Genomic DNA, 21,388 nt, shown 5'->3' with positions numbered 1-21,388 from the left:
TCCGCGGCGCGCGCCGGGGCCGGCGGACATGGTAAAGCGCATCAATCTTGCCCTGCAGGGCGGCGGCGCGCATGGCGCATTTACCTGGGGCGTGCTGGACCGTCTGCTGGACGACGAAGACATTGAGGTTGCGGCGATTACCGGAACCTCGGCCGGGGCGCTGAACGGAGCCGCGTTCAAGGCCGGCATGGTTCATGCCGGTCGCGATGGCGCGCGCGAGACCCTGAACGCCCTGTGGGAGAGGATGGGCGCGGTGGGCGACATGCGCATCGCCAACTGGCTGGCCGGGATGGAGCCCGCTCAGATCGCGCAGGCGATGGAGTATTCCTTGCCGTTCTCGGTGGCTGATACCTGGTCGCGGATGGTGTCGCCCTATGCCTATGGGCCGTTCTACCGCAATCCGCTGGCCCCGGTGGTCGAGGCGTTTGATTTTGGCGAGGTCTGCGCCGATCAGGGGCCACGTCTGTTCGTCTGCGCCACCTGCGTGCGCAGCGGCAAGATCCGGGTGTTCACGGGCGATGAGGTGACGACTGATGCGATTCTCGCCTCGGCCTGCCTGCCGAACCTGTTCCAGGCGGTTGAAATCCACGACCCCGAAACCGACCGGACCGAAGCCTATTGGGATGGCGGCTATACCGGCAACCCAGCGCTGTTTCCGCTGTTCAACGCGGGCCTGCCCGAGGATGTGGTGATCGTGAATATCAACCCGCTGGAGCGCGACGAGGTTCCTAAGACCCCGCAGCAGATTCAGAACCGGATCAACGAGATCAGCTTCAATTCTTCCCTTCTGCGCGAGCTGCGGGCGATCAACTTCGTGCAGCGCCTGTTGGCCGAGGGCAAGTTGAAAGCGGGTGAAATGAGCCGCGTCTTCGTGCACATGATCGCCGATGACGCGCTGATGAACAGCCTGTCGGTTGCGACCAAAACGGTGCCCAACCCGGTGGTTCTGCACAGCCTGAAACAGGCGGGACGGGCCGCCGCCGACCGGTTTCTGGCCGATCACAAACCCGATCTGGGTGCGCGCAGCACGGTTGATCTGCCTTCGATGTTCGGCTGATCACTCGGGCGGCTGCGTGGGGTCTTTCTGGTTCGGATAGACCAGCCCGGCCGAAATCACCAGCTTGGCGGCATCCTCGATGGACATGTCCAGCAGGATCACGTCTTCCTCGGGGAAGAACAGCAGAAAACCCGAAGTCGGGTTCGGCGTGGTTGGGATGAACACGCTCAGCAGGCCGCCGCCGGTTTCGGCGCGTTTGTTGATCTCGCCCTTGGCCTCGGTCGAGACGAAGCCGATGGCCCAGATGCCCCGGCGGGGATACTGCACCAGGCAGGCTTTTTCAAAGGACCGCTCGGTCTGGGCAAAGACGGTTTCCGAAATCTGCTTGATCCCGGAATAGATCGACCGGACCACGGGCATCCGGTTGACCAGGCTTTCGGCGAAATGGATCAGTGACCGGCCCAGGATACCTTTGGCGATCCAGCCGACCAGAACCGTGAAGATCAGGAAGAACAGGACGCCCACGCCGCGCAGGTTGATACCCACATATTGTTCGGGCCGGAACTGGTGCGGGATCAGGGGCAGGACCGCACTGTCGATCCAGCCGACTACCGACAGGATCAGCCACAGCGTCAGCCAGACCGGTGCGATGACGACGATACCCGTCAGAAACGACGCGCGTAGCCGCGACAGCAGGCCGGGGCGGCGGTGGGGTTCTTCATCAAACGGTGTGTTCATCGCGGTTCCGAGCGGTTTGCCGGACTAGTTAATCAGTCCGGCGCCTTGGTACAATAGGTCCGTTTGACGCTTAGTCAGCCTGAGCCTTCAAAGACTTGGCTATACCAGCCGCAAGGCGCGCATTGTTGCGCACCAGGGCGATATTGGCGATCAGGGATCGGCCCTCGGTCCGCTCGTAGATGCGCTGCAGCAGATAGGGCGTGACGGCCTTGCCGGTAATGCGATGCGCTTCGGCGTCCTGCTGGGCCGAGGCGATGATCGGGTCAAGTTCCTCGGACGGGATCTGATCGGCCAGCGGGATCGGGTTGGCCACCAGCTGCCCGCCTGGCAGACCCAGAGCGCGGCGCGTCGCATGGGCCTTGGCGATCTGCTCGGCTGTGTCCATCCGCAGGGGCGCGGCAAAGGGCGACTTGGCCGACCAGAAGGCTGGGAGTTCATCCTGCCCATGGGCGATGACCGGCACGCCCAGTGTCTCAAGCACTTCGAGCGTTTTGGCCAGATCGAGGATGGCCTTGGCCCCGGCAGCCACGACCGTGACCGGCGTCTGCGCCAGTTCGTGCAGGTCGGCCGAGATGTCAAAGCTGGTTTCCGCGCCGCGATGCACCCCGCCGATGCCGCCGGTGGCAAAGACCTGGATCCCCGCGAAATGGGCGGCGATCATCGTGGCGGCAACGGTGGTGGCCCCGGTTCCGCCCGAAGCGATGCAGGCTGCCATATCCGCGCGCGAAATCTTGGCCACGCCCTGCGCCTGTCCCAAATCCTTCAACTGATCGGGTTCCAGCCCCACATGCAGCCGGCCGTCGATCACCGCGATCGTGGCCGGAACGGCGCCCGCGTCGCGGATGTCCTGCTCGACCTGGGCCGCCACCTCGATGTTCTGCGGGTAGGGCATGCCGTGGGTGATGATGGTGCTTTCCAGGGCAACGATGGGGGTTCCGTCGTCCTTGGCCGCGCGGACTTCGGCGGAATACTGGATGTCGATCACAGGGGGGTCTCTCCGGATACATAGGTTGCGGCGGCATGCAAGGCGCGGGTCAGCGCCTCGTCAATGCTGGCGCCATTGGCTTCGGCGGCGATATGGGCCGCCATGAAGGTGTCGCCTGCGCCGGTCACGCGCGTGACCAGAACCGACGGGGGTTTCTGGGTGATCACCGCCTGGACACTGGCCACGGTGGCCGAGTTGCCCCCGTCGGTCACCAGCGCACGCAGCGCGCCCCGGTCCAGCAGAGCGCGGGCGGCGGTTTCGGAATCGGCGAACTCGCGCTGGCACAGCAGCCCGGCTTCTTCGAGGTTCACATACAGCGTGGCCCGGCCGTGCTTGAGGAAAGGCAGCAGCCGCTCGGCCTTGCCGGGCGAGGCCGGGGCCACGCGCAGGTCGGCACGGGCGAAGGCCGGGCTGACGGCGATTTCTTCCAGAAGGTCCAGCGTCAGGTTGCCGTCCAGCGCGATCTGCCCCTCGAACGGGGTGTTTTCATAGCCCAGCGGGCCATGGATCAGCGGGCGCAGGATCTTGGCGCCGGCGGCCTCCAGCGAATGGGCGTCGGCAATGGCGGCGATCAGTCCGTTTGCGCCTTCGACCGCCATGTAACGGTCGGTGGGCAGGTCCTGCGAGCGATAGATATGGGTCGTGTCCATACCGAGCCGCTTGCAGGCATGGACCAACTCGTCGCCCTCGGGGTCGCTGCCGATGGCGGTCAGCAGGGTTGGGGTCATGCCGAAGCGCACAAGGGTCATGGCGATGTTCATCGCCACGCCACCGGGCAGGCGCGTGATGCGGCCGGGCACGTCCGATCCTTGCCGCATGTGGCTGGCGGATCGTCCGATCACGTCCCACAGGACGGATCCGATACACAGGATGTCGCTGTTCTGAGTCATTTCCTCGTCATGCCGCAGGCGCAGGGCGCGCGCAAGCCGGAAGCTGCGCGGGCTGGGTCCACGTCGGCGATTTGGCTTGCCAATTGTTTGGAAGGACGAAACACTCGGACACAGTGTTTTTTGGTTCTTTTGGATTTTTTCGGATGGGTCTCAATATCCGTTTGCTGACCTTCCTGAGGTTTCGCGCCTGGATCATTGCGCCATTTCTGGCATGTATTTTTTTGGCCATGCCGGCATGGGCGCAACAGAGCGGACGGACAATCGTTGACTTTCAGGTCCGGGACGGTCGGCTTCTGGTCGAAATCGCCATGAACGCCGAGGCCGTTCTGTCCGGGGTCGATCCGCAAGAGGTCGCGAAGGGGGGCGACGGCGGGAGCGCGCGATACGCGCAGTTGCGCCGTCTGGTCTCTTCCGAGCTTGAGGAACACGTCCACGATTTTGTGACGAATTGGAAGCAATCCTTGCAGATTGACGTGAACGGGCCGGTTGCGTTGTCCTATGAAGGCGCAAGTATTCCGGTGGTCGGCAACCCTGACGTGCCGCGGATTTCCCGGGTGCTGTTGGCCGGTCCTCTGCCACCCGATGCAAGCAGTCTGCGCCTGACCTGGCCTGAAGGAATCGGCCCCGTGGTCTTGCGCCAGCAAGGGGTCGAGGCGCCTTATACCGGGTTTCTGAGCGGCGGCGAGGTCAGTCCTCGCATTCCCTTGGCAGGCGGGGCCGGGCTGGGGGCGCAGCAAGCGGCCGAGGCTTTTTTCCGGGCCGGGCTGCTGCATGTCGCGGGCGCGGGGGCACAGCTTCTGGCGCTGGCCTCGGTGCTGGTTTTCTTGTCACTGAAGTTGCGCCCGGTCCTTGTTCAACTTGCCGCGCTGGGGCTGGGCGTTCTGGTGACGCTGCCGCTTGGGATGTTCGACGTGTTGAGTGCGAGGCCGTTCCTGCCGTGGCCGGTCGTGCCGGCTGCCATCGCCTTGTTGGCGCTTTGGAACCTCGTCACCGACCGGTTGGGGGTCTGGCGCGTGCTGTTCCTTTTGGCGGCCGGTGCAGTCCTTGGCCTGACACTGTCAGCAGCATCGTCGCGCCTTGGTGTGCCGCCGCACCATGTCGCGCCGGCGGTGCTGGGTTTTGCCGCTGGCATCCTGTTGGCGCTGAGCGGAGTCGCGATCCTGATCCTCGCCACCCTGACCGTGCTCTTGCCGGATTCGCCCAGGCTGCGCGGCCGAATTTCCACAGTCGCCTCGCTGTTGTTGGCGGCCTTGGGGCTGTACTGGGCGGTTATGTCCTAACCGCCGGTTTTCATTGGCGCGATCAGCGTGTTCAGCGCGCTGAGCGGGTCCTCTGCGGTCCAGATCTCGTCTCCGATACCGAAGAAGTCGGTACATTCAGCCAGTTCGGCAACCAGTTCGGGTGTCAGGCCGCCTTCGGCGACAACCGGAACCTCGATCATTTCGGACCACCATTGGAACAGATCACGCTCGGCACGGGTCCCTTTGCCCAACGACACGTCCCCCACGGGCCCAAAGGCCACATAGTCAGCCCCGGCTTCGCCCGCGGTCATCCCGTCATGGCGCGAGGTTCCGCAGAAACTGCCCACGATGGCATCCGCCCCCAGCTCCTTGCGCGCGGCTCGGACCGAGCGGGCAGCATCGTCCAGATGCACCCCGTCCAGCCCCAGCCGTTGCGCCAGCAGGACATGGTTCGAGATCACCAGCGCCACGTCGCGCGCATGGGCCACCTCGCGGCAGGCGTCGGCCGCGCGGGCGATGGCGTCCTCGTCGCTGCCGGCCAGCGCCAGCCGGATGCAGGCGATCTCGGTCCCGTCCAGAACGCGGGCCAGCCGGTCGGGAAAGGTGGCCGGGTCGATGGTCGGCGGGGTGATCAGATAGATCTGAGGCTGCTCGGGGGTGTCCATTGGCGGATCCTTCGCGGTTGGTCTTTGGCGCGGTTTAGCCGATTGCGGCGGCGAAGCAAACTTTATTGCCCGCAGACCGGGCGATTTGCAATCGGGCAGGGCGGCCGGGCTTGCCCTGTGCCAGCGGCGGCAGTATGGCAGGCGCAACTTTCGGAGATCAAAATGCCCAGCGACAGACCCCAGCCCTCATTCGTTCTCGTCCGCCCGCAGATGGGCGAAAACATCGGCGCCGCGGCCCGGGCGATGTGGAATTTCGGCCTGGACCGGATGCGCATCGTCGCCCCGCGCGACGGCTGGCCCAACCCCAAGGCCGTGGCCATGTCGAGCGGTGCCGGGCGGCTGCTGGACGAGGCGCAGCTGTTCGACGATCTGGCCGGTGCGTTGGGCGACCGCACATACGTTTTCGCCACCACTGCCCGTCAGCGTGGCCTGACCAAACCCGTCTACAGCCCCGAACGGGCCATGCAGATCGCGGCCCAGAAGGTGGCGGCGGGCGAAAAGGTGGCCGTGCTGTTCGGGCCCGAGCGGGCCGGGTTGGAGAATGAAGACATCGCCAAGGCCAATGCGATCATCTCGGTGCCTGTGAACCCCGAATACGCCTCGCTGAACCTAGGGCAGTGCGTGTTGCTGACCGCCTATGAGTGGATGCGCCAGACCGGCGACGTGGTGCACGAGGCCACCGATCTGGGCAAAGGCGACTGGGCCACCGGCATCGAGGTCGAGAAACTGGTCGAGCATTATGAGCAGCGGCTGGACGAGGCCGGGTTCTTCTACCCGCCGGAAAAGGCCGAAGGGATGAAGTTAAACCTGCGCAACCTGTGGTCGCGCATGCAGATGACGCGGGCCGATGTGCAGATGCTGCACGGGATCATGCGTCAGATGGTCCGCTGGAAGGACAAGGGCTGAGGCTGGACCTTCGCGGGCACTGGCCCTAGCTTGCGGGAAAATCAAGGACATGAGGACGGCATGAGCGGCAAGCGCAGCATCTTCGAAGAAGTCTCGGGTGAACAAAAGCAGGAAACGGTCCAGCCCGGCATGATCGACCGCGGCCGGGGTGGTGCACGCAAGGCCATCCGTATCTGGCTGATGATCTTGTTCGCGCTTGTCGTCGTGATGATCGCGGTGGGTGGGCTGACCCGCCTGACCGACAGCGGCCTGTCGATCACCGAATGGCGACCGGTCACCGGAGCGATCCCGCCGATGTCCGAGGCCGACTGGCAGGCCGAGTTCGACAAGTACAAACAGATCGACCAGTGGCGCATCATGAACCAGTGGATGGAGCTGGATGACTTCAAGACCATCTACTGGTGGGAATGGGGTCATCGGCAACTGGGCCGTGTGATTGGCCTGGTCTGGGCGCTTGGGTTCTTTGGCTTTCTGGTGCTGCGCAAGATCCCCGCAGGCTGGACCGGGCGCCTTGCGATCCCCGGACTGCTGGGCGGCGTGCAGGGCGCCGTCGGTTGGTGGATGGTGGCCTCGGGGGTGACGCAGGGCGAAGGGATGACCGCGGTCGCCAGTTATCGCCTGGCCACCCATCTTGGCCTCGCGTTCGTGATCCTGGGCTTTCTGGCCTGGTACATCTTCATGCTGGGGCGCGAGGAACGCGACCTGATGCAGGCCCGTCGCGCGAAAGAGGCGCGGCTGTTCTCGCTGTCGACCGGGCTGCTGCACTTTGCCTTTCTGCAGATTCTGATCGGCGCATTGGTGGCGGGCATCGACGCCGGTCGGTCCTATACCGACTGGCCGCTGATCGGCGGGCAACTGCTGCCGCCGGACGCCACCGCGCTTGAACCGATGTGGCGCAACTTTTTCGAAAGTCCGGGGCTGGTGCAGTTCATCCACCGCTGCGTGGGCTATGTGCTGTTCGCCTTCGGCATCTTCGTCTGGCGACGCGGCAGCAGCAGCGCCCACCCGCAGACCCGGTTCGCCTTCAACGCCATGTTCGCGGCGCTTTCGCTGCAGGTGGTCGTAGGCATCCTCACCGTGGTCTATGGCGCGCCCTGGAAGATCGCCATCTTTCACCAGTTTATGGCCGTGGTCGTCTGGACCCTGATCCTGCGCGCCCGGTTCCTGACCGCTTATCCCATCGCAACCTCGCTGCGCGGAGCTTGACCCAATGACTGCATTCAATGACCTGATGGCCTTTCAGCGCGACACCGAGGCGCTGGCGCAGATCTCCGGCCGCCTGGGCTGGGACCAGGAGACCGTCATGCCGCGCGGGGCCGCCAACCAGCGCGCCGAGGAGATGGCCGCAATCGAAGCCGTGTTGCATGCGCGCCGTTCGGATCCGCGCGTGGCCGAGTGGCTGGAAAACGCCCATGCCGACACCGAGGTCGGTCAGGCGCAACTGCGCGAAATCCGCCGCACATACGAGCGCACGGTCAAGGTGCCCGCTGATCTGGCCACGGCCATCGCCCGCGTGACATCGGCCGCGCAGGGCAAGTGGGCACAGGCCCGCGCCGACGAGGATGTTGCCGCGTTTCTTCCGGTTCTGGAGGAAGTCGTGGCGCTGCGGCGCGAGGAAGGGGCGGCTCTGGCGCAGGGCGGCGATGTCTATGACGCGCTGGTCGAGGATTACGAGCCCTACACGACCGCTGCCCAGATCGCCGACATCTTCGACGCCCTGCGTCCGCGTCTGGTTGCGCTACGCTCCGCGGTTCTTGACCGGCCGTCCCCCGCGGGAGTGACCGGAACGTTTGACGAAACTGCCCAGATGAAGCTGACGCAAAAGCTGGCGGAGACTTTCGGGTACGACTTGAACCGGGGGCGGGTGGACAAGGCCGTACACCCGTTCTGTTCGGGCAGCGGCGACGACGTGCGCGTCACCACCCGGACCAGCGAAACCGACCCGTTCAACTGTTTCTATTCGACCATCCATGAGGTCGGGCACGCCTGCTATGAGCAGGGCATCGATCCGGCTTACGCTTTGACTCCGCTGGGTGAGGGCGTTTCGATGGGCGTCCATGAAAGTCAGAGCCGCATCTACGAAAATCAGCTGGGCCGCTCGCGGGCCTTCACGGGCTGGCTGTTCCGGCGGATGACGGACGCCTTCGGAGATTTTGGCATCGCGGATGAAGATACCTTCTATGCCGCCGTCAACCGGGTGCACAACGGATACATCCGCACCGAGGCGGACGAGGTTCAGTACAATCTGCACGTCATGCTGCGGTTCGATCTGGAACGCGCCTTGATGTCGGGCGATCTGCAGGTGCAGGACCTCGAGGCCGCGTGGAACGACCGTTTCCATGCCGATTTCGGCTATGCGGTCGACAAGCCTTCGAACGGGTGTCTGCAGGACGTGCATTGGTCGGTAGGCCTGTTTGGCTACTTCCCGACCTATTCGCTGGGCAATGTCTACGCGGGCTGTCTGTATCAGGCGCTGCGGGCGGCAATTCCAAGTCTGGATGATCAATTGGCGCAGGGCGATACCTCCGCGGCAACCGGATGGCTGCGCGAGCATGTTCAGCAGCATGGCGGTCTGTATGCCCCACGCGATGTCATCCGCCGCGCCAGCGGCATGGAGCCCGGACCCGAGCCGTTGTTGGCTTATCTCGAAGACAAATTCGGCACGCTCTACGGTCTATGACCTGGAAAGATGACCGCTATGGGTATGATAGGGGTCATCTAGCCGCGGTGTGCATCAGGCACCCAGTCTTCCGGAGGCCGGTTCCAGAACCGGTTCGGGTTGTCTTCGTCCTGCCCGCGGATGTGCAGCGTTCGAAAACACGGGTGCAGAAAGATCACCGGTTCTTCATAGGGATGGGCCGCATAGATTGCACGCAGCACGGTCGAACACACGCCGTCCGACCTATCCAGAAAGAACGAGACTTCGACGCAGGGAACATCGACCGTGTCGCAGGTGACGGCATTGCGTCCGGTCCCGAGTGACCGAAAGCTCTGCGTTCCGGGCGTCGACCGGAAGGTGACGTGATCATAATCGCCGTAAACCAGGTTGGCTTCGGCCAGAACAGCATCAATCACCGCCTGCGCGCGGTCCTCGGGAACCTGGACGATCACGCGCCAACCTTCGTCTGTCAGATATCGTTCGGTGTCCTGTGGTTTTTGGGTCATTCCAGTCTCCTGAACAAGCAACGTCAGAATGACCGGGTTTGCACCTCAAGTGTGACTTATCGCTTCGCCATCGACCGAACTGACGGCCCGAGGCAATCAAACGCGGAGTCCGACAGGCCGAAATGGCGAGCCAGAGCGATCTTGCCTTCAGGTGTTACGGTCAGGGCGCGGCTGGACCTCTGGCGCGCCAACCATTTGTCTTTCAGAGCTTTTTCCAGAATCGCGATTCCCAAGGGACCTGAGATGTGATTTCGGCGCTCCGTCCAATCCAGACAGAATTTGGCGACCGGTCGGTGGGCGCTGATCCGCGGTGGGTCCAGGTCGAGATCGGTCAGAAACGCGTAATATCGCGGACCCGGCGCCAGAGCCCCATGTGCCAGTTGCAGAACGCCCGTATCCAGCAGGTTGTCCGTGATCCACACACCGAGACGCCCGGCAAGATGGTTATAGCAGCAACGGGCCAACAGAACGCCCGAGTCTGGTTTCGCGGCTCGCCGGACATGATCGCTGGGGGTTAGCGTGGACAGCGTTTCCAAAACCGATGCGACCTGTGCGTTTGCGATCCGGTGATAGACATGCCTGCCGCTGCGTATCGATGTGGTCAGGCCGGCCCGCTCCAACTGCTTGAGATGGGAGGTCGCAGTTGGCGGCGTTATGTTGGCAGCGCAGGACAACTCTTTGTTGGTGAACGCCCGCCCGTCCATCAGTTCGCACAGGATGCGCGCGCGGGTTGGGTCGGCGAGAGCGGCGCCGATGATGTCCAGTCTGGGTTCGGGTCTCATTGGATGAGCCTACCGCAAAACCCGGCTTGCCCCCAGAAAGAACGCTTCGACATCCGCCGAAACGAAAAGGAGCGGCTGCTGTTGCAGAGCCGCTCCGTCGTCGTTGAAATGAGGGCCGCCGATCAGAGGCGGCCATCCTTACGTTTCGCTATCGTCTTCCTCGTCACCCTGGTCTGCGATCCAAGCGACGCTGACGACTTCCTCGCCTTTGCCGGTGTTGAACACCTTGACCCCGCCCGCACTGCGGGACCGGAACGATATACCGTCGACCGGAACCCGGATCGACTGCCCCTTGGACGTGGCCAGCATGATCTGGTCGTCGATTTCGACGGGGAACGAGGCCACCAGCGGGCCGCCCCGCATCGCCTTGTCCATCGCCATCACGCCCATTCCACCGCGGCCGCGCACCGGGTAGTCATGCGACGAGCTGAGCTTGCCCGACCCACCGGCCGTGATAGTCAGGATAAGGTTTTCCGCCGCAGACATCTCGGCATAGCGCTCCTGAGGCAGGATGCTGTCTGCGTTGCCTTCGTCTTCGTCGGTTTCGGTCTCTTCGGTGACGCCTGCCATCAGGCGGCGCATCTTGAGGTAGGCGGCGCGCTCGTCTGCCGTGGCCTCGAAGTGGCGAATGACGGACATCGAGACGACTCGATCGCCATTCGTCAGTTTGATGCCGCGCACACCGGTCGATTTGCGGCCCTTGAACACGCGCACGGCAGTGGTCGGGAAGCGGATTGCCCGGCCGGAGTTGGTGACCAGCATCACGTCGTCATCCTCGGAACAGATGCGCGCGTTGACCAGTTCCACACCCTCGGGCAGATCCATCGCGATCTTGCCGTTGCGCTTGACGTTGGTGAAATCGCTCAGCGCGTTTCGGCGCACATCGCCGGCACTGGTGGCGAAGACGATCTGCAGGTTTTCCCATTCTTCATCCGGCACATCGACCGGCATGATCGCCGCAATCGAAACACCCGTGGGAATCGGCAGGATGTTGACGATGGCCTTGCCCTTGCCGGTGCGCCCAGATTGAGGCAAGCGCCATGTCTTGAGCTTGTAGACCATCCCATCGGTGGTGAAGAACAGCAGTTGCGTATGCGTGTTCGCCACGAACAGATTGGTTACGACGTCCTCTTCCTTGGTCTGCATCCCCGACAGACCCTTGCCGCCGCGCTTCTGCGCGCGGAAGTCGGCCAGCGGCGTACGCTTGATGTAGCCGCCCGAGGTCACGGTGACGACCATGTCCTCGCGTTCGATCAGGTCCTCGTCTTCCATATCGCCGGACCAGTCGACGATTTCAGTGCGGCGCGGCACTGCGAACTGCTCTCGAACCTCGCGCAGCTCGTCGGCGATGATGCTCATGATGCGCTCGCGCGAGGACAGAATGTCCAGGTATTCCTTGATCTTGGCGGCCAGGTCTTCCAGCTCGTCCGTGACCTCTTTGACACCAATCTGGGTCAGGCGTTGCAGGCGCAGATCAAGGATCGCGCGGGCCTGAACCTCGGTTAGGTTGTAGGTGCCGTCGTCGTTCATCTTTGACAGCGGATCGTCGATCAGCCGCAGATAGCTCTCGATCTCGGCTGCGGGCCAGCGGCGGGTCATCAGCTTTTCGCGCGCCTCTGCCGCGTCGGCCGAGGACCGGATCGTGGCAACGACCTCGTCCACGTTCGAGACCGCTACGGCCAGACCGCACAGGATATGGCTGCGTTCCCGTGCCTTGCGCAGGTCGTATGCAGTGCGGCGGGCAACGACATCTTCGCGGAAGTCGATGAAGCTGGTCAGGAACCGGCGCAGGGTCAGCTGCTCGGGGCGACCGCCATTCAGCGCCAGCATGTTGCAGCCGAATGAGGTCTGCATCGGCGTGAACCGGTAAAGTTGGTTCAGCACCACCTCGGGCGTTGCGTCGCGCTTCAGCTCGACCACCACCCGCACGCCGTTGCGGTCAGATTCGTCCTGAACGTGGCTGACGCCTTCGATGCGCTTTTCACGCACGGCTTCGGCGATCTTCTCGATCATCGAGGCCTTGTTCACCTGATAGGGGATCTCGTCCACGATGATGGCATAGCGGTCCTTGCGCAACTCCTCGACGCGGGTTTTGGCGCGGATGATGACGCTGCCACGGCCCTCCAGATAGGCCTTGCGCGCACCGGACCGGCCCAGCATCACGCCGCCGGTGGGGAAATCGGGGCCGGGGATGTATTCGATCAGCTGTTCGCTGGTCAGGTCCGGGTCTTCGATCAGTGCCAGCGTCGCGTCGACCACTTCGCCTAGGTTGTGCGGTGGGATGTTGGTGGCCATACCCACCGCGATACCGCCGGCACCGTTTACCAGCATGTTGGGGAACCGCGCGGGCAGGACGGTGGGTTCCTTGTCCTTGCCGTCGTAATTGTCCTGGAAATCTACCGTCTCTTTCTCAATATCCGCCAGCAGCGCGGCGGCGGGCTTGTCCATGCGGACCTCGGTGTAGCGCATGGCCGCCGGGTTGTCGCCGTCCATCGAGCCGAAGTTGCCCTGACCGTCCAGCAGCGGCAGCGACATCGAGAAATCCTGCGCCATCCGCACCAGCGCGTCATAGATCGCGCTGTCCCCGTGCGGGTGGTATTTACCCATGACGTCGCCCACCGGACGGGCCGATTTGCGGTAAGCTTTGTCGTGGGTGTTCCCGGTCTCGTGCATCGCGTAGAGGATGCGCCGATGCACCGGTTTCAAGCCGTCGCGCAGATCGGGAATCGCACGGGACACGATGACCGACATCGCATAGTCCAGATAGGACGTCCGCATCTCGGATTCGATGGATACCGTCGGGCCGTCATAAACCGGGCGCTCGGGCGGGGTTTCATCCATGTTTTCGGGGATTTCTGGCGTATCGCTCACGTAAACTGCCCGTTTATTGTGCTGGGTCTATATCTTGTGGATGCATCTTATCAGACCCGGCACATAGGGTGCAAGCAAGCAACCCGGAAGTGGCCTGAAACCGCGGTGTTTTTCGGGTAACACATTGTTTTAATACGGATTGAAAAGGAATCATGTTACCCTGAAGGGACCTTTGAGGAAATCTGGAGGTCTGAATGGAGAAAAACGAAACCGAACTGATGCTGAAGGGGTATGGCCTGACAACGGCTGAAATCTTCTATCGCATGCCGGATTACATCCATGTTCTGAACACGTTCATCTGGCAAGATTACGACTTGGCGCCGGATCATCCCAAGCTGTTCAATTTCATCGAGTTCTGGCAGCGTGAAATCGAGGGTCCGCTGCATTCGGTGCGCTTTACCCACCGCAAGATGATCGCGCCGGGAGAATGGCGAAATGTCGTCGGAGAATACCGGCTGAACTAGCGTTTCGGCTAGGTTACGCTCAAGGCCAATGCGCCTTGATCCGGCCGATGGATCATCGAATGAATGCCGACCTGCGTTTCGGCGCAGGTTACTCACTCTCATAATTTCAAAACACAACCAGATCTTGGCAATCCGTTGACGGTGGACGCGCTGAGCGGTTGAATATTCTTATGCGTTTCGGTGGCGGTCCGGTGCGGCGCACACGATTGGTACAGATTGGAAAACCAGAGAAAGCCCACGATATGATTGCGCTAACATTGGACATGCCGGCGATGGCGCGTTAAGGACGGCTCATGGTTTCTCGCGTTATACCCGTCGACCCATTTGATCTGGTCATTTTTGGTGGCACCGGGGATCTGGCGCAGCGCAAGATTTTGCCTGCCTTGTTTCGCCGTTATTGCGCGGGACAGTGGAATGACGATGTTCGGATAATCGCCGCAGCAAGGTCCGCACATGATCAGGCGGGCTATCGTGCGATCGTCGCCGAGTCGCTGGCCCAGCACGCACCTCGTCAAGCGGCAGATCCCGGCAACCTTGATGGGTTCCTGAACCGGCTGCAGTATCTGCGGTTGGATGCCAGCTCTGATGATGGGTGGGAAAACCTTTCAGGTCTGTTGACAGATTCGCGGATCCGCGCCTTCTATTTCTCGGTCGGACCCGGATTGTTCGCCCCGTTGGCGGAAAAAATCCGCCAGCACGGTCTGGCTAACGAGCAGACGAGGATCGTCGTCGAAAAGCCGTTCGGTCACGACCTGGACAGTGCGCGGGCGTTGAATGCCACGCTGGCCTCGTATTTCAGCGAAAACCAAATCTACCGGATCGATCATTATCTGGGCAAGGAAACCGTCCAGAACCTGATGGCAGTCCGGTTCGGCAACATGCTGTTCGAGCCGCTGTGGAACAGTCAGTATGTCGACCATATCCAGATCACCGTCGCCGAGACCGTCGGCGTGGATGGTCGCGAAGAGTATTACGAGCGCGCTGGGGCAATGCGCGACATGGTGCAAAACCACCTGATGCAGCTTCTGTGCCTGATCGCGATGGAGCCGCCTGCCAAGTTCGATTCGGACGCCGTGCGCGATGAAAAGCTCAAGGTAATCCGCGCGCTGGACCCGGTGCAGCCGCACCACATCGTGCGTGGGCAGTATTCGGGTGGTCCCGACGGGCCGGGCTACCGCGAAGCGGTGGGCAATCCGCGCTCGACCACCGAAAGCTATGTTGCGCTGCGGGCGCATGTCAGCAATTGGCGGTGGGCGGGCACACCGTTTTACCTGCGCACCGGCAAGCGGCTGGTGGCAAGGTCCTCGGTGATCAACGTCATCTTCAAGGATGCGCCGCATTCGATCTTCGGGGCCGAGGCCGGGCGGCATGCCAACACGCTGTCGATCCGGCTGCAGCCGAACGAAGGCATCACGCTGAAAGTCACGATCAAAGAGCCGGGGCAGGGTGGAATGCGTTTGATCGACGTCCCGTTGGACATGAGCTTTGCCGAAGCGCTCGGGCCCGAAAACCAGGAAGCGCCGGACGCATATGAGCGTTTGGTGATGGACGTGATCCGGGGCAATCAAACCCTGTTCATGCGCGGAGACGAGGTCGAGGCCGCTTGGGCCTGGACCGACCCGATCATTGCGGGGTGGCAGGCGCGCGGCGACGTGCCAAAACCCTATGACAGCGGCAGTACCGGTCCCGGCGACGCCGAACTGCTGATGAAACGCGACGGTCGCCATTGGCAAGGGATCAAGCCATGAAGATTCAGGAATACGCTGACAGGGACATGCTGGCCATTGATGTTGCCAACGTTCTGGCCGGAGAGTTGGAGGCTGCGCTGCTGCACAACGATGTCGTGGCTTTTGCGGTTCCCGGCGGCACCACGCCCGGACCGATCTTCGACAGCCTGTGCGCCGCGGATCTTGAGTGGGAGCGTGTCCGTGTTCTGCCCACCGACGAACGCTGCGTCCCGGCAGACAGTGACCGGTCGAACGAACGCTTGATCCGCGACCGTCTTCTGACCAACCGGGCGGCGGCGGCGGACTATGTCCCGCTCTATATTCCCGGCAAGGCGCCCGAAGAGGTTCTGCCCCAAATCGAAGCTCTGATCGAGCCGCTGCGCCCGTTGGCGGTGCTGGTTCTTGGAATGGGCGACGACATGCATACGGCCTCGTTGTTTCCGGGGATGGAGGGGCTGGCGCAGGCATTGGCCAGCAACGCACCGGCATTGGCCGTTGCTCGCCCGCAGACGCAGCCCGAGACGCGGATCACCCTGACGGGTCCGGTTCTGGATGGTGCCCTGTCCAAACACCTGGTCATCTATGGGGAACAAAAGCGCGCAGCGCTTGAGCGTGCCATGAGCCTGCCGCCCGAGGAGGCGCCAATTGCGGCAGTCTTGGATGGAATGACGGTACACTGGGCGGATTGATCTCATGCAACTGGACACTCTCAGAACCCTTGCCGCGCAGGCGGCGGATACCCGCATCCTCGACCTGTTTGCGCAGGATCCCGACCGGGCGCAGAGCTTCTCGGCCTCGACCGGCGATTTGCTGTTCGACTATTCGAAGACCCTGATCGACGCGGACATCCGCGCGGCGCTGATCGACCTGTGCGATCAAGCCGGTCTGGCCGAGCGGCGCGACGCGATGTTCCGCGGTGACAAGATCAACGAGACCGAGGGCCGCGCGGTGCTGCATACGGCGCTGCGCAATCTGGACGGCGGCCCGGTCGAGGTTGATGGCCAGGACGTGAGGCCCGACGTTCTGGACACCCTGCAGCGCATGCGCGTGTTCGCCGAAGAGGTCCGGGGCGGAACGGCCCAGGGGGCAGGGGGCAGCTTTACCGACGTGGTGAATATCGGCATCGGCGGTTCGGACCTTGGGCCGGTGATGGCGACGCTGGCGCTGGCGCCCTATCACGACGGGCCGCGCCTGCACTATGTCTCGAACGTGGATGGCGCGCACATCGCCGACACGCTGCGCGAACTGGACCCGACGCGGACGCTGGTGATCGTGGCGTCCAAGACATTTACCACCATCGAAACCATGACCAACGCGCGGACGGCGCGGGCCTGGATGCTGGACGGCGGCGGCGACCCGGGGCGGCAGTTCGCGGCCGTGTCCAGCGCCGTGGACAAGACGGCGGACTTCGGCATCCCGTCTGACTGCGTGTTCGGCTTCGCCGATTGGGTCGGCGGGCGCTATTCGGTCTGGGGTCCGGTTGGACTGCCGGTGATGATTGCGGTGGGCTCGAACGCCTTCGACGCGTTCCTGCGCGGCGGGCAGGCGATGGACGTGCATTTCCGCGCCGCGGGCTGGGCCGAGAACATGCCGGTGATGCTGGCGCTGGTGGGCTTCTGGCACCGTCAGGTGCTGGGTCATGCCAGCCGCGCGGTTCTGCCCTATGACCAACGGCTGCTGCGGCTGCCGGCCTATTTCCAACAGCTCGAGATGGAATCGAACGGCAAATCGGTGGCCATGGACGGCTCGGCGCTGAGCGTGCCTTCGGGGCCGGTGGTCTGGGGTGAGCCCGGCACCAACGGGCAGCACGCGTTTTACCAACTGATCCATCAGGGCACCGACGTGATCCCCTGCGAATTCATGGTGGCCGCCGAAGGCCACGAGCCCGAACTGGCCCATCATCACCGTCTGCTGCTGGCCAACTGCCTGGCTCAGTCCGAGGCGTTGATGCGTGGCCGGTCGCTTGAGGAAGCGCGAGCGCGCATGGCCGAGATGGGCCTGCATGGCGACGAGTTGGAGCGTCAGGCCCGGCATCGCGTGTTCCCGGGCAACCGGCCCTCGACCACGCTGATCTATCCGCAGCTGACGCCCTTCGTTCTGGGCCAGATCATTGCGCTGTATGAACACCGGGTGTTCGTCGAAGGCGTGCTGTTGGGCATCAACTCGTTCGACCAGTGGGGGGTGGAGCTGGGCAAGGAGTTGGCCACCTCGCTGGGGCCAATCGTCGATGGCGATGCGGGCACCGAGGGCAAGGACGGCTCGACCGCCGCACTTGTGGCCTATGCGCTGCGGCGCCGGGGCTGAAGCCCTGCAAATCTGACGGCCTGCCGCCACGGCAGGCCGCATTCTTTTATTGTCAGACAATTAAATGATTGGCAGGATCGGCCCCGAGGAGAAGCCCCGGGGCCGGCCACGCCGCCGCGCCGCCTGGCCGCAACAGACGCCGCATCAGGCCGGCGCGATGAATGGGAGGATGTCCATGCTGGGACAGATGATGACGCAGCCGCTGTTGATTTCGTCACTGATCGATCATGCTGCGCGCTATCATGGTCAGACCGAGATCGTTTCGGTCGAAACCGACGGAACCGCCACACAGACGACCTGGGGCGAGATCGCTGCCAATGCCCGGCGCATGGGGTCGGCGCTGACCAAGCTTGGCTTGCAGCTACAGGATCGGATCGGCACGCTGGCCTGGAACAACCGCCGTCATCTGGAAATCTACTATGCGGCCTCGGGTGCCGGGTTTGTCTGCCACACGATCAACCCGCGCCTGTTCCCCGAACAGCTGGTTTACATCATCAACCATGCGCAGGACCGGGTGCTGTTCTTCGACGCCACCTTCATCCCGCTGGTTGCTGCGATCCGCGATCAACTGACCGAGGTGAAGCATTTCGTCCTGATGGGACCGCGCAACGAGGACGCACTGCAGCAGATCCCGGGCCTGGAATTCTATGACGAGTTGATCGAGACCGGCGACGCCGATTTCGAATGGCCCGTCTTCGATGAAAACACCGCCTCGAGCCTGTGCTACACCTCGGGCACGACCGGCCACCCCAAGGGCGTGCTGTATTCGCACCGTTCGACCGTTCTGCACAGCTTTGCCTCGAACACCCGCGACGTGATCGGATACTCGGCGATGGATGTGGTGATGCCGGTCGTGCCCATGTTCCACGTCAACGCCTGGGGGTCGCCCTATGGCTGCGCCATGTCCGGTTCGCAGATGGTGCTGCCCGGGCCGGACCTGCATGGCGAGGCGCTGGTGAACCTGATCGACACCTATGGCGTGACGCTGGCGATGGGGGTTCCCACGATCTGGCAGGGCTTGCTGGCCCATGCCGCCAAATGCGGCACCAAGCTGGAAAGCCTCGAACGTACGGTGATCGGTGGCGCGGCGTGCCCGCCCTCGATGATCGAGACCTTCCGGGAAAAATACGGCGTCGACACCGTGCACGCTTGGGGGATGAGCGAGATGAGCCCGCTGGGCACCGCCAACATCCCGCTGGCCAAACATCGCAAGCTGCCGATCGAGGAGCAGCACAAACTGCGCGAGAATCAGGGCCGTCCGCCCTTTGGGGTCGAACTGAAGATCGTCGATGACGACGGCAACGACCTGCCGCATGACGGGGTCACGCAGGGCGACCTGATGGTACGCGGACACTGGGTGCTGGACAGCTATTTCCAGCTGCAGGATCAAGAGCTTCTGCAGGATGGCTGGTTCGCCACCGGCGACGTGGCCACGCTGGACCCCGATGGCTACATGACCATCCGCGACCGTTCCAAGGACATCATCAAGTCGGGCGGTGAATGGATCAGCTCGGTCGAGCTGGAAAACATCGCCGTAGCGCACCCGAGATTGGCCACCGCGGCCGTGATCGGCGTGCCGCATCCCAAATGGGACGAACGCCCGCTGCTGGTGGCCGTCAAGGCCGAGGGCGAGGATCCGTCCGAGGCTGAGCTGCTGGGGTTTTTCGACGGCAAGATCGCCAAGTGGCAGGTGCCGGACAAAGTGGTCTTCGTCGACGCGCTGCCACTGAATGCAACGGGCAAGGTTTTGAAACGCAAACTGCGGGATGAATTCAAGGGCGCCTTGGCAGGTTAACGCTTGATTTCTAAGGATTTTTGGCTCCGGCGGTAGGGATCGAACCTACGACCAATTGATTAACAGTCAACTGCTCTACCGCTGAGCTACGCCGGAACTGAGGGGCGTGTACCAATCTGCAAAGACGAGGTCCAGACGAAAATTGCTTTCTTTGGACGAATTACGCGCCCCAGGTTTCCGTTTCGGATTTCAATCTGGCTGAACAGCTTTTTTTTGCGTGCGGCAGTGAATCGTTACGTTGATCTACGCTCTGGCCGCAACGTGATCGTTTCATGCGGATCAGAAAGAGATTAGCCTCTCGATAATGCACCATACTTCGGTGAACCTGTTGAAACCGGAAAGGAACCCAAGATGCGGACAGCTTGCAGGATTGTAGCGAAGCTTTTCTTCTTTGTTCTTGCCGCGCCGGGGATCGCCCAAGAGGCCGGAACCCTGATCACCGGCGCTCGGATTTTCGACGGGGTCAGTTCCGACCTGATCGAGGGTCAGGACGTTTTGATCCAAGACGGCATGATCACCGCCCTTGGTCCTGATCTGGATGCGCCGGAGGGGGCGACGGTGATCGATGCACAGGGTCGGTTCCTGATGCCCGGATTTGCCGACATGCATGCGCATCTGATGTTTCAGATGCCGTTTGGAATCGCATTCAATGCCGATCGCGAATACTGGGCCTATGTTGCCGCAACCGTCGCCGAACAATACCTGATGCAGGGGTTCACGACGGTCCGCGATGTCGGCGGGAACTCGTTTTCACTGAAACGCGCCATAGACGAGGGCATCCTGACGGGGCCTCGGGTCTATCCTTCGGGTCCCATGATCTCGCAGAGCTCGGGCCACTCGGATCATCGGACGGACGCAAACGAGCCCGGTTCATTGGTGTTCGAGCCCAGCATTCCGATGAAATACTTCCATGTCGCAGTTGCCGATGGGCGTGACGAGGTTCTGAAGACCGTACGCGAGGTGTTGCGCCGCAGGGCCTCGCAGATCAAGATTTCGGTCGGTGGCGGTACCGGGTCATTTGCTGATCCACTGGACACCACGCAGTACACGGCAGACGAAATCCGTGCAGCCGTCGAAGCGGCAGAAGACTGGAACACCTACGTAACCGCCCATGTCTACAACTCGGATGGCATCATCCGCGCCGTCGAGAATGGGGTGAAGTCCATCGAGCATGGCAATCTGATGAGCGAAGAGGCCATGCGCATGATGATGGAGCATGATGCCTGGCTGTCGCCGCAGGTCATCGTCTACACATTCCATCCGGCAGGCTACAACGACGAACAAAAAGCCAAGCATGACGAAGCCTATGACGGCATCAACCAGATGTTCACCATGGCCAAGGAGCTTGGATTCGAGAATATCGTCTTCGGCACGGACGTGATCACTTCTCCTGAGATGATCAAGCGCGCAAACGAGGAGTTCGTTCTGAGAACGGAATGGTTCGACAATGCCGAAATACTCCGTCAGGCAACCTCGAAATCAGCCGAGTTGCTTGCCTTGTCGGGGCCGCGCAATCCTTATCCCGGGGCGCTGGGTGTCATTGCGGAAGGTGCTCATGCGGATATCCTTTTGATCGACGGCAACCCCCTTGAGGACATGTCTGTCATGACCGAATACGAAGAGCGCTTCGATCTGATCATGAAGGGCGGGGTGATCTACAAAAACGAACTGTAGCGGACGATCTGCTGTGCAAATGCATGGCGGACCAAACTTGCGTCACAGGCGCTGAAAAATTCTCTGATGTTTCGCGGGTGTGATTGACAGGATTGGACTGATCGAAAGACCAACTCCAAACTAACGGCGCAGGTCCTTGGGGGCAGGCTGATTGTATGCCTGGAACCAGCTGAAAACCCGGCCT

At 62.4% G+C, this 21,388-nt stretch carries 18 protein-coding genes and 1 tRNA gene; 11 read left to right on the top strand and 8 right to left on the bottom strand.

What is annotated here, in order from left to right:
- The first annotated feature begins 28 nt into the window (after positions 1-28).
- The gene (locus ACR0CU_RS06400; RefSeq protein ID WP_170446291.1) at positions 29-1,057 is read left to right on the top strand and encodes a patatin-like phospholipase family protein; all 1,029 of its coding nucleotides are present in this window, start codon (positions 29-31) and stop codon (positions 1,055-1,057) included.
- Here ACR0CU_RS06400 and ACR0CU_RS06395 read toward each other — a convergent pair whose 3' ends face one another.
- The 3 genes from ACR0CU_RS06395 to ACR0CU_RS06385 form a co-directional block, all read right to left on the bottom strand.
- Positions 1,058-1,735: a DUF502 domain-containing protein gene (locus ACR0CU_RS06395; protein ID WP_093962217.1), complete on the bottom strand. Its 678-nt coding sequence runs from the start codon at positions 1,733-1,735 to the stop codon at positions 1,058-1,060.
- Between the two features lie 70 nt (positions 1,736-1,805).
- On the bottom strand, positions 1,806-2,720 hold the full coding sequence (locus tag ACR0CU_RS06390; protein ID WP_170446289.1) for a pseudouridine-5'-phosphate glycosidase: 915 nt from the start codon (positions 2,718-2,720) through the stop codon (positions 1,806-1,808).
- Entirely contained in the window at positions 2,717-3,610 is an 894-nt protein-coding gene (locus tag ACR0CU_RS06385; protein ID WP_170446287.1) for a PfkB family carbohydrate kinase, read from the bottom strand. Before ACR0CU_RS06385 ends, ACR0CU_RS06390 begins: the two co-directional genes overlap by 4 nt.
- A 227-nt stretch (positions 3,611-3,837) precedes the next feature.
- Here ACR0CU_RS06385 and ACR0CU_RS06380 point away from each other — a divergent pair, with 227 nt between their 5' ends.
- Entirely contained in the window at positions 3,838-4,890 is a 1,053-nt protein-coding gene (locus ACR0CU_RS06380) for a HupE/UreJ family protein (protein WP_170446285.1), read from the top strand.
- Here the strand turns inward: ACR0CU_RS06380 and ACR0CU_RS06375 are convergent.
- A complete protein-coding gene (locus ACR0CU_RS06375) occupies positions 4,887-5,516 on the bottom strand; it encodes a thiamine phosphate synthase (RefSeq protein ID WP_170402802.1) in 630 nt (209 codons plus the stop codon). The genes ACR0CU_RS06380 and ACR0CU_RS06375 overlap by 4 nt on opposite strands.
- A 162-nt stretch (positions 5,517-5,678) precedes the next feature.
- Here ACR0CU_RS06375 and ACR0CU_RS06370 point away from each other — a divergent pair, with 162 nt between their 5' ends.
- From ACR0CU_RS06370 to ACR0CU_RS06360, 3 genes are read left to right on the top strand one after another with little or no spacing between them, the layout of a single operon-like run.
- Positions 5,679-6,422 carry an RNA methyltransferase gene (locus ACR0CU_RS06370; protein WP_170446283.1) on the top strand — a complete coding sequence of 248 codons (744 nt, stop codon included), beginning with the start codon at positions 5,679-5,681 and terminating at the stop codon, positions 6,420-6,422.
- Between the two features lie 60 nt (positions 6,423-6,482).
- Positions 6,483-7,628, top strand: a complete 1,146-nt coding sequence (gene ctaA / locus ACR0CU_RS06365; RefSeq protein WP_170446281.1) for a heme A synthase — start codon at positions 6,483-6,485, stop codon at positions 7,626-7,628.
- Positions 7,629-7,632: 4 nt separating this feature from the next.
- Entirely contained in the window at positions 7,633-9,102 is a 1,470-nt protein-coding gene (locus ACR0CU_RS06360; RefSeq protein ID WP_170446279.1) for a carboxypeptidase M32, read from the top strand.
- Between the two features lie 38 nt (positions 9,103-9,140).
- Here ACR0CU_RS06360 and ACR0CU_RS06355 read toward each other — a convergent pair whose 3' ends face one another.
- The 3 genes from ACR0CU_RS06355 to gyrA form a co-directional block, all read right to left on the bottom strand.
- Complete coding sequence (locus ACR0CU_RS06355) at positions 9,141-9,587, bottom strand: YqfO family protein (RefSeq protein ID WP_170446278.1); 447 nt, start codon at positions 9,585-9,587, stop codon at positions 9,141-9,143.
- A gap of 56 nt (positions 9,588-9,643) precedes the next feature.
- Positions 9,644-10,369 carry an ArsR/SmtB family transcription factor gene (locus tag ACR0CU_RS06350; protein WP_170437670.1) on the bottom strand — a complete coding sequence of 242 codons (726 nt, stop codon included), beginning with the start codon at positions 10,367-10,369 and terminating at the stop codon, positions 9,644-9,646.
- Between the two features lie 138 nt (positions 10,370-10,507).
- On the bottom strand, positions 10,508-13,210 hold the full coding sequence (gene gyrA / locus ACR0CU_RS06345; protein WP_170370970.1) for a DNA gyrase subunit A: 2,703 nt from the start codon (positions 13,208-13,210) through the stop codon (positions 10,508-10,510).
- A 224-nt stretch (positions 13,211-13,434) separates the two neighbouring features.
- Between gyrA and ACR0CU_RS06340 the strand changes: the two genes are divergently transcribed.
- The 5 genes from ACR0CU_RS06340 to ACR0CU_RS06320 all read left to right on the top strand — a co-directional run bounded on the left by ACR0CU_RS06340 (position 13,435) and on the right by ACR0CU_RS06320 (position 19,530).
- Positions 13,435-13,704, top strand: coding sequence for an usg protein (locus tag ACR0CU_RS06340; RefSeq protein WP_093962206.1), 270 nt, complete (start codon positions 13,435-13,437; stop codon positions 13,702-13,704).
- A gap of 293 nt (positions 13,705-13,997) precedes the next feature.
- Complete coding sequence (gene zwf / locus ACR0CU_RS06335) at positions 13,998-15,452, top strand: glucose-6-phosphate dehydrogenase (RefSeq protein ID WP_170359052.1); 1,455 nt, start codon at positions 13,998-14,000, stop codon at positions 15,450-15,452.
- Positions 15,449-16,120, top strand: a complete 672-nt coding sequence (gene pgl / locus ACR0CU_RS06330; RefSeq protein WP_170446276.1) for a 6-phosphogluconolactonase — start codon at positions 15,449-15,451, stop codon at positions 16,118-16,120. The genes zwf and pgl overlap by 4 nt, the downstream gene beginning before the upstream one ends.
- Before the next feature lie 4 nt (positions 16,121-16,124).
- Positions 16,125-17,735: a glucose-6-phosphate isomerase gene (gene pgi / locus ACR0CU_RS06325; RefSeq protein WP_170446274.1), complete on the top strand. Its 1,611-nt coding sequence runs from the start codon at positions 16,125-16,127 to the stop codon at positions 17,733-17,735.
- Between the two features lie 175 nt (positions 17,736-17,910).
- The gene (locus ACR0CU_RS06320) at positions 17,911-19,530 is read left to right on the top strand and encodes a long-chain-fatty-acid--CoA ligase (protein WP_170446272.1); all 1,620 of its coding nucleotides are present in this window, start codon (positions 17,911-17,913) and stop codon (positions 19,528-19,530) included.
- 21 nt (positions 19,531-19,551) lie between these two features.
- Here the strand turns inward: ACR0CU_RS06320 and ACR0CU_RS06315 are convergent.
- Positions 19,552-19,626: transfer RNA gene (locus ACR0CU_RS06315), tRNA-Asn, on the bottom strand.
- A gap of 255 nt (positions 19,627-19,881) precedes the next feature.
- On the opposite strand from ACR0CU_RS06315, the gene ACR0CU_RS06310 reads away from it, so the two are divergent.
- Positions 19,882-21,204: a metal-dependent hydrolase family protein gene (locus ACR0CU_RS06310; protein WP_217356785.1), complete on the top strand. Its 1,323-nt coding sequence runs from the start codon at positions 19,882-19,884 to the stop codon at positions 21,202-21,204.
- Positions 21,205-21,388: the final 184 nt, after the last annotated feature.

The organism is Ruegeria sp. BC2 (assembly GCF_056539245.1).
Note: the sequence above shows the minus strand (reverse complement) of the source record. Positions and strands in the feature narration are given on the sequence as shown.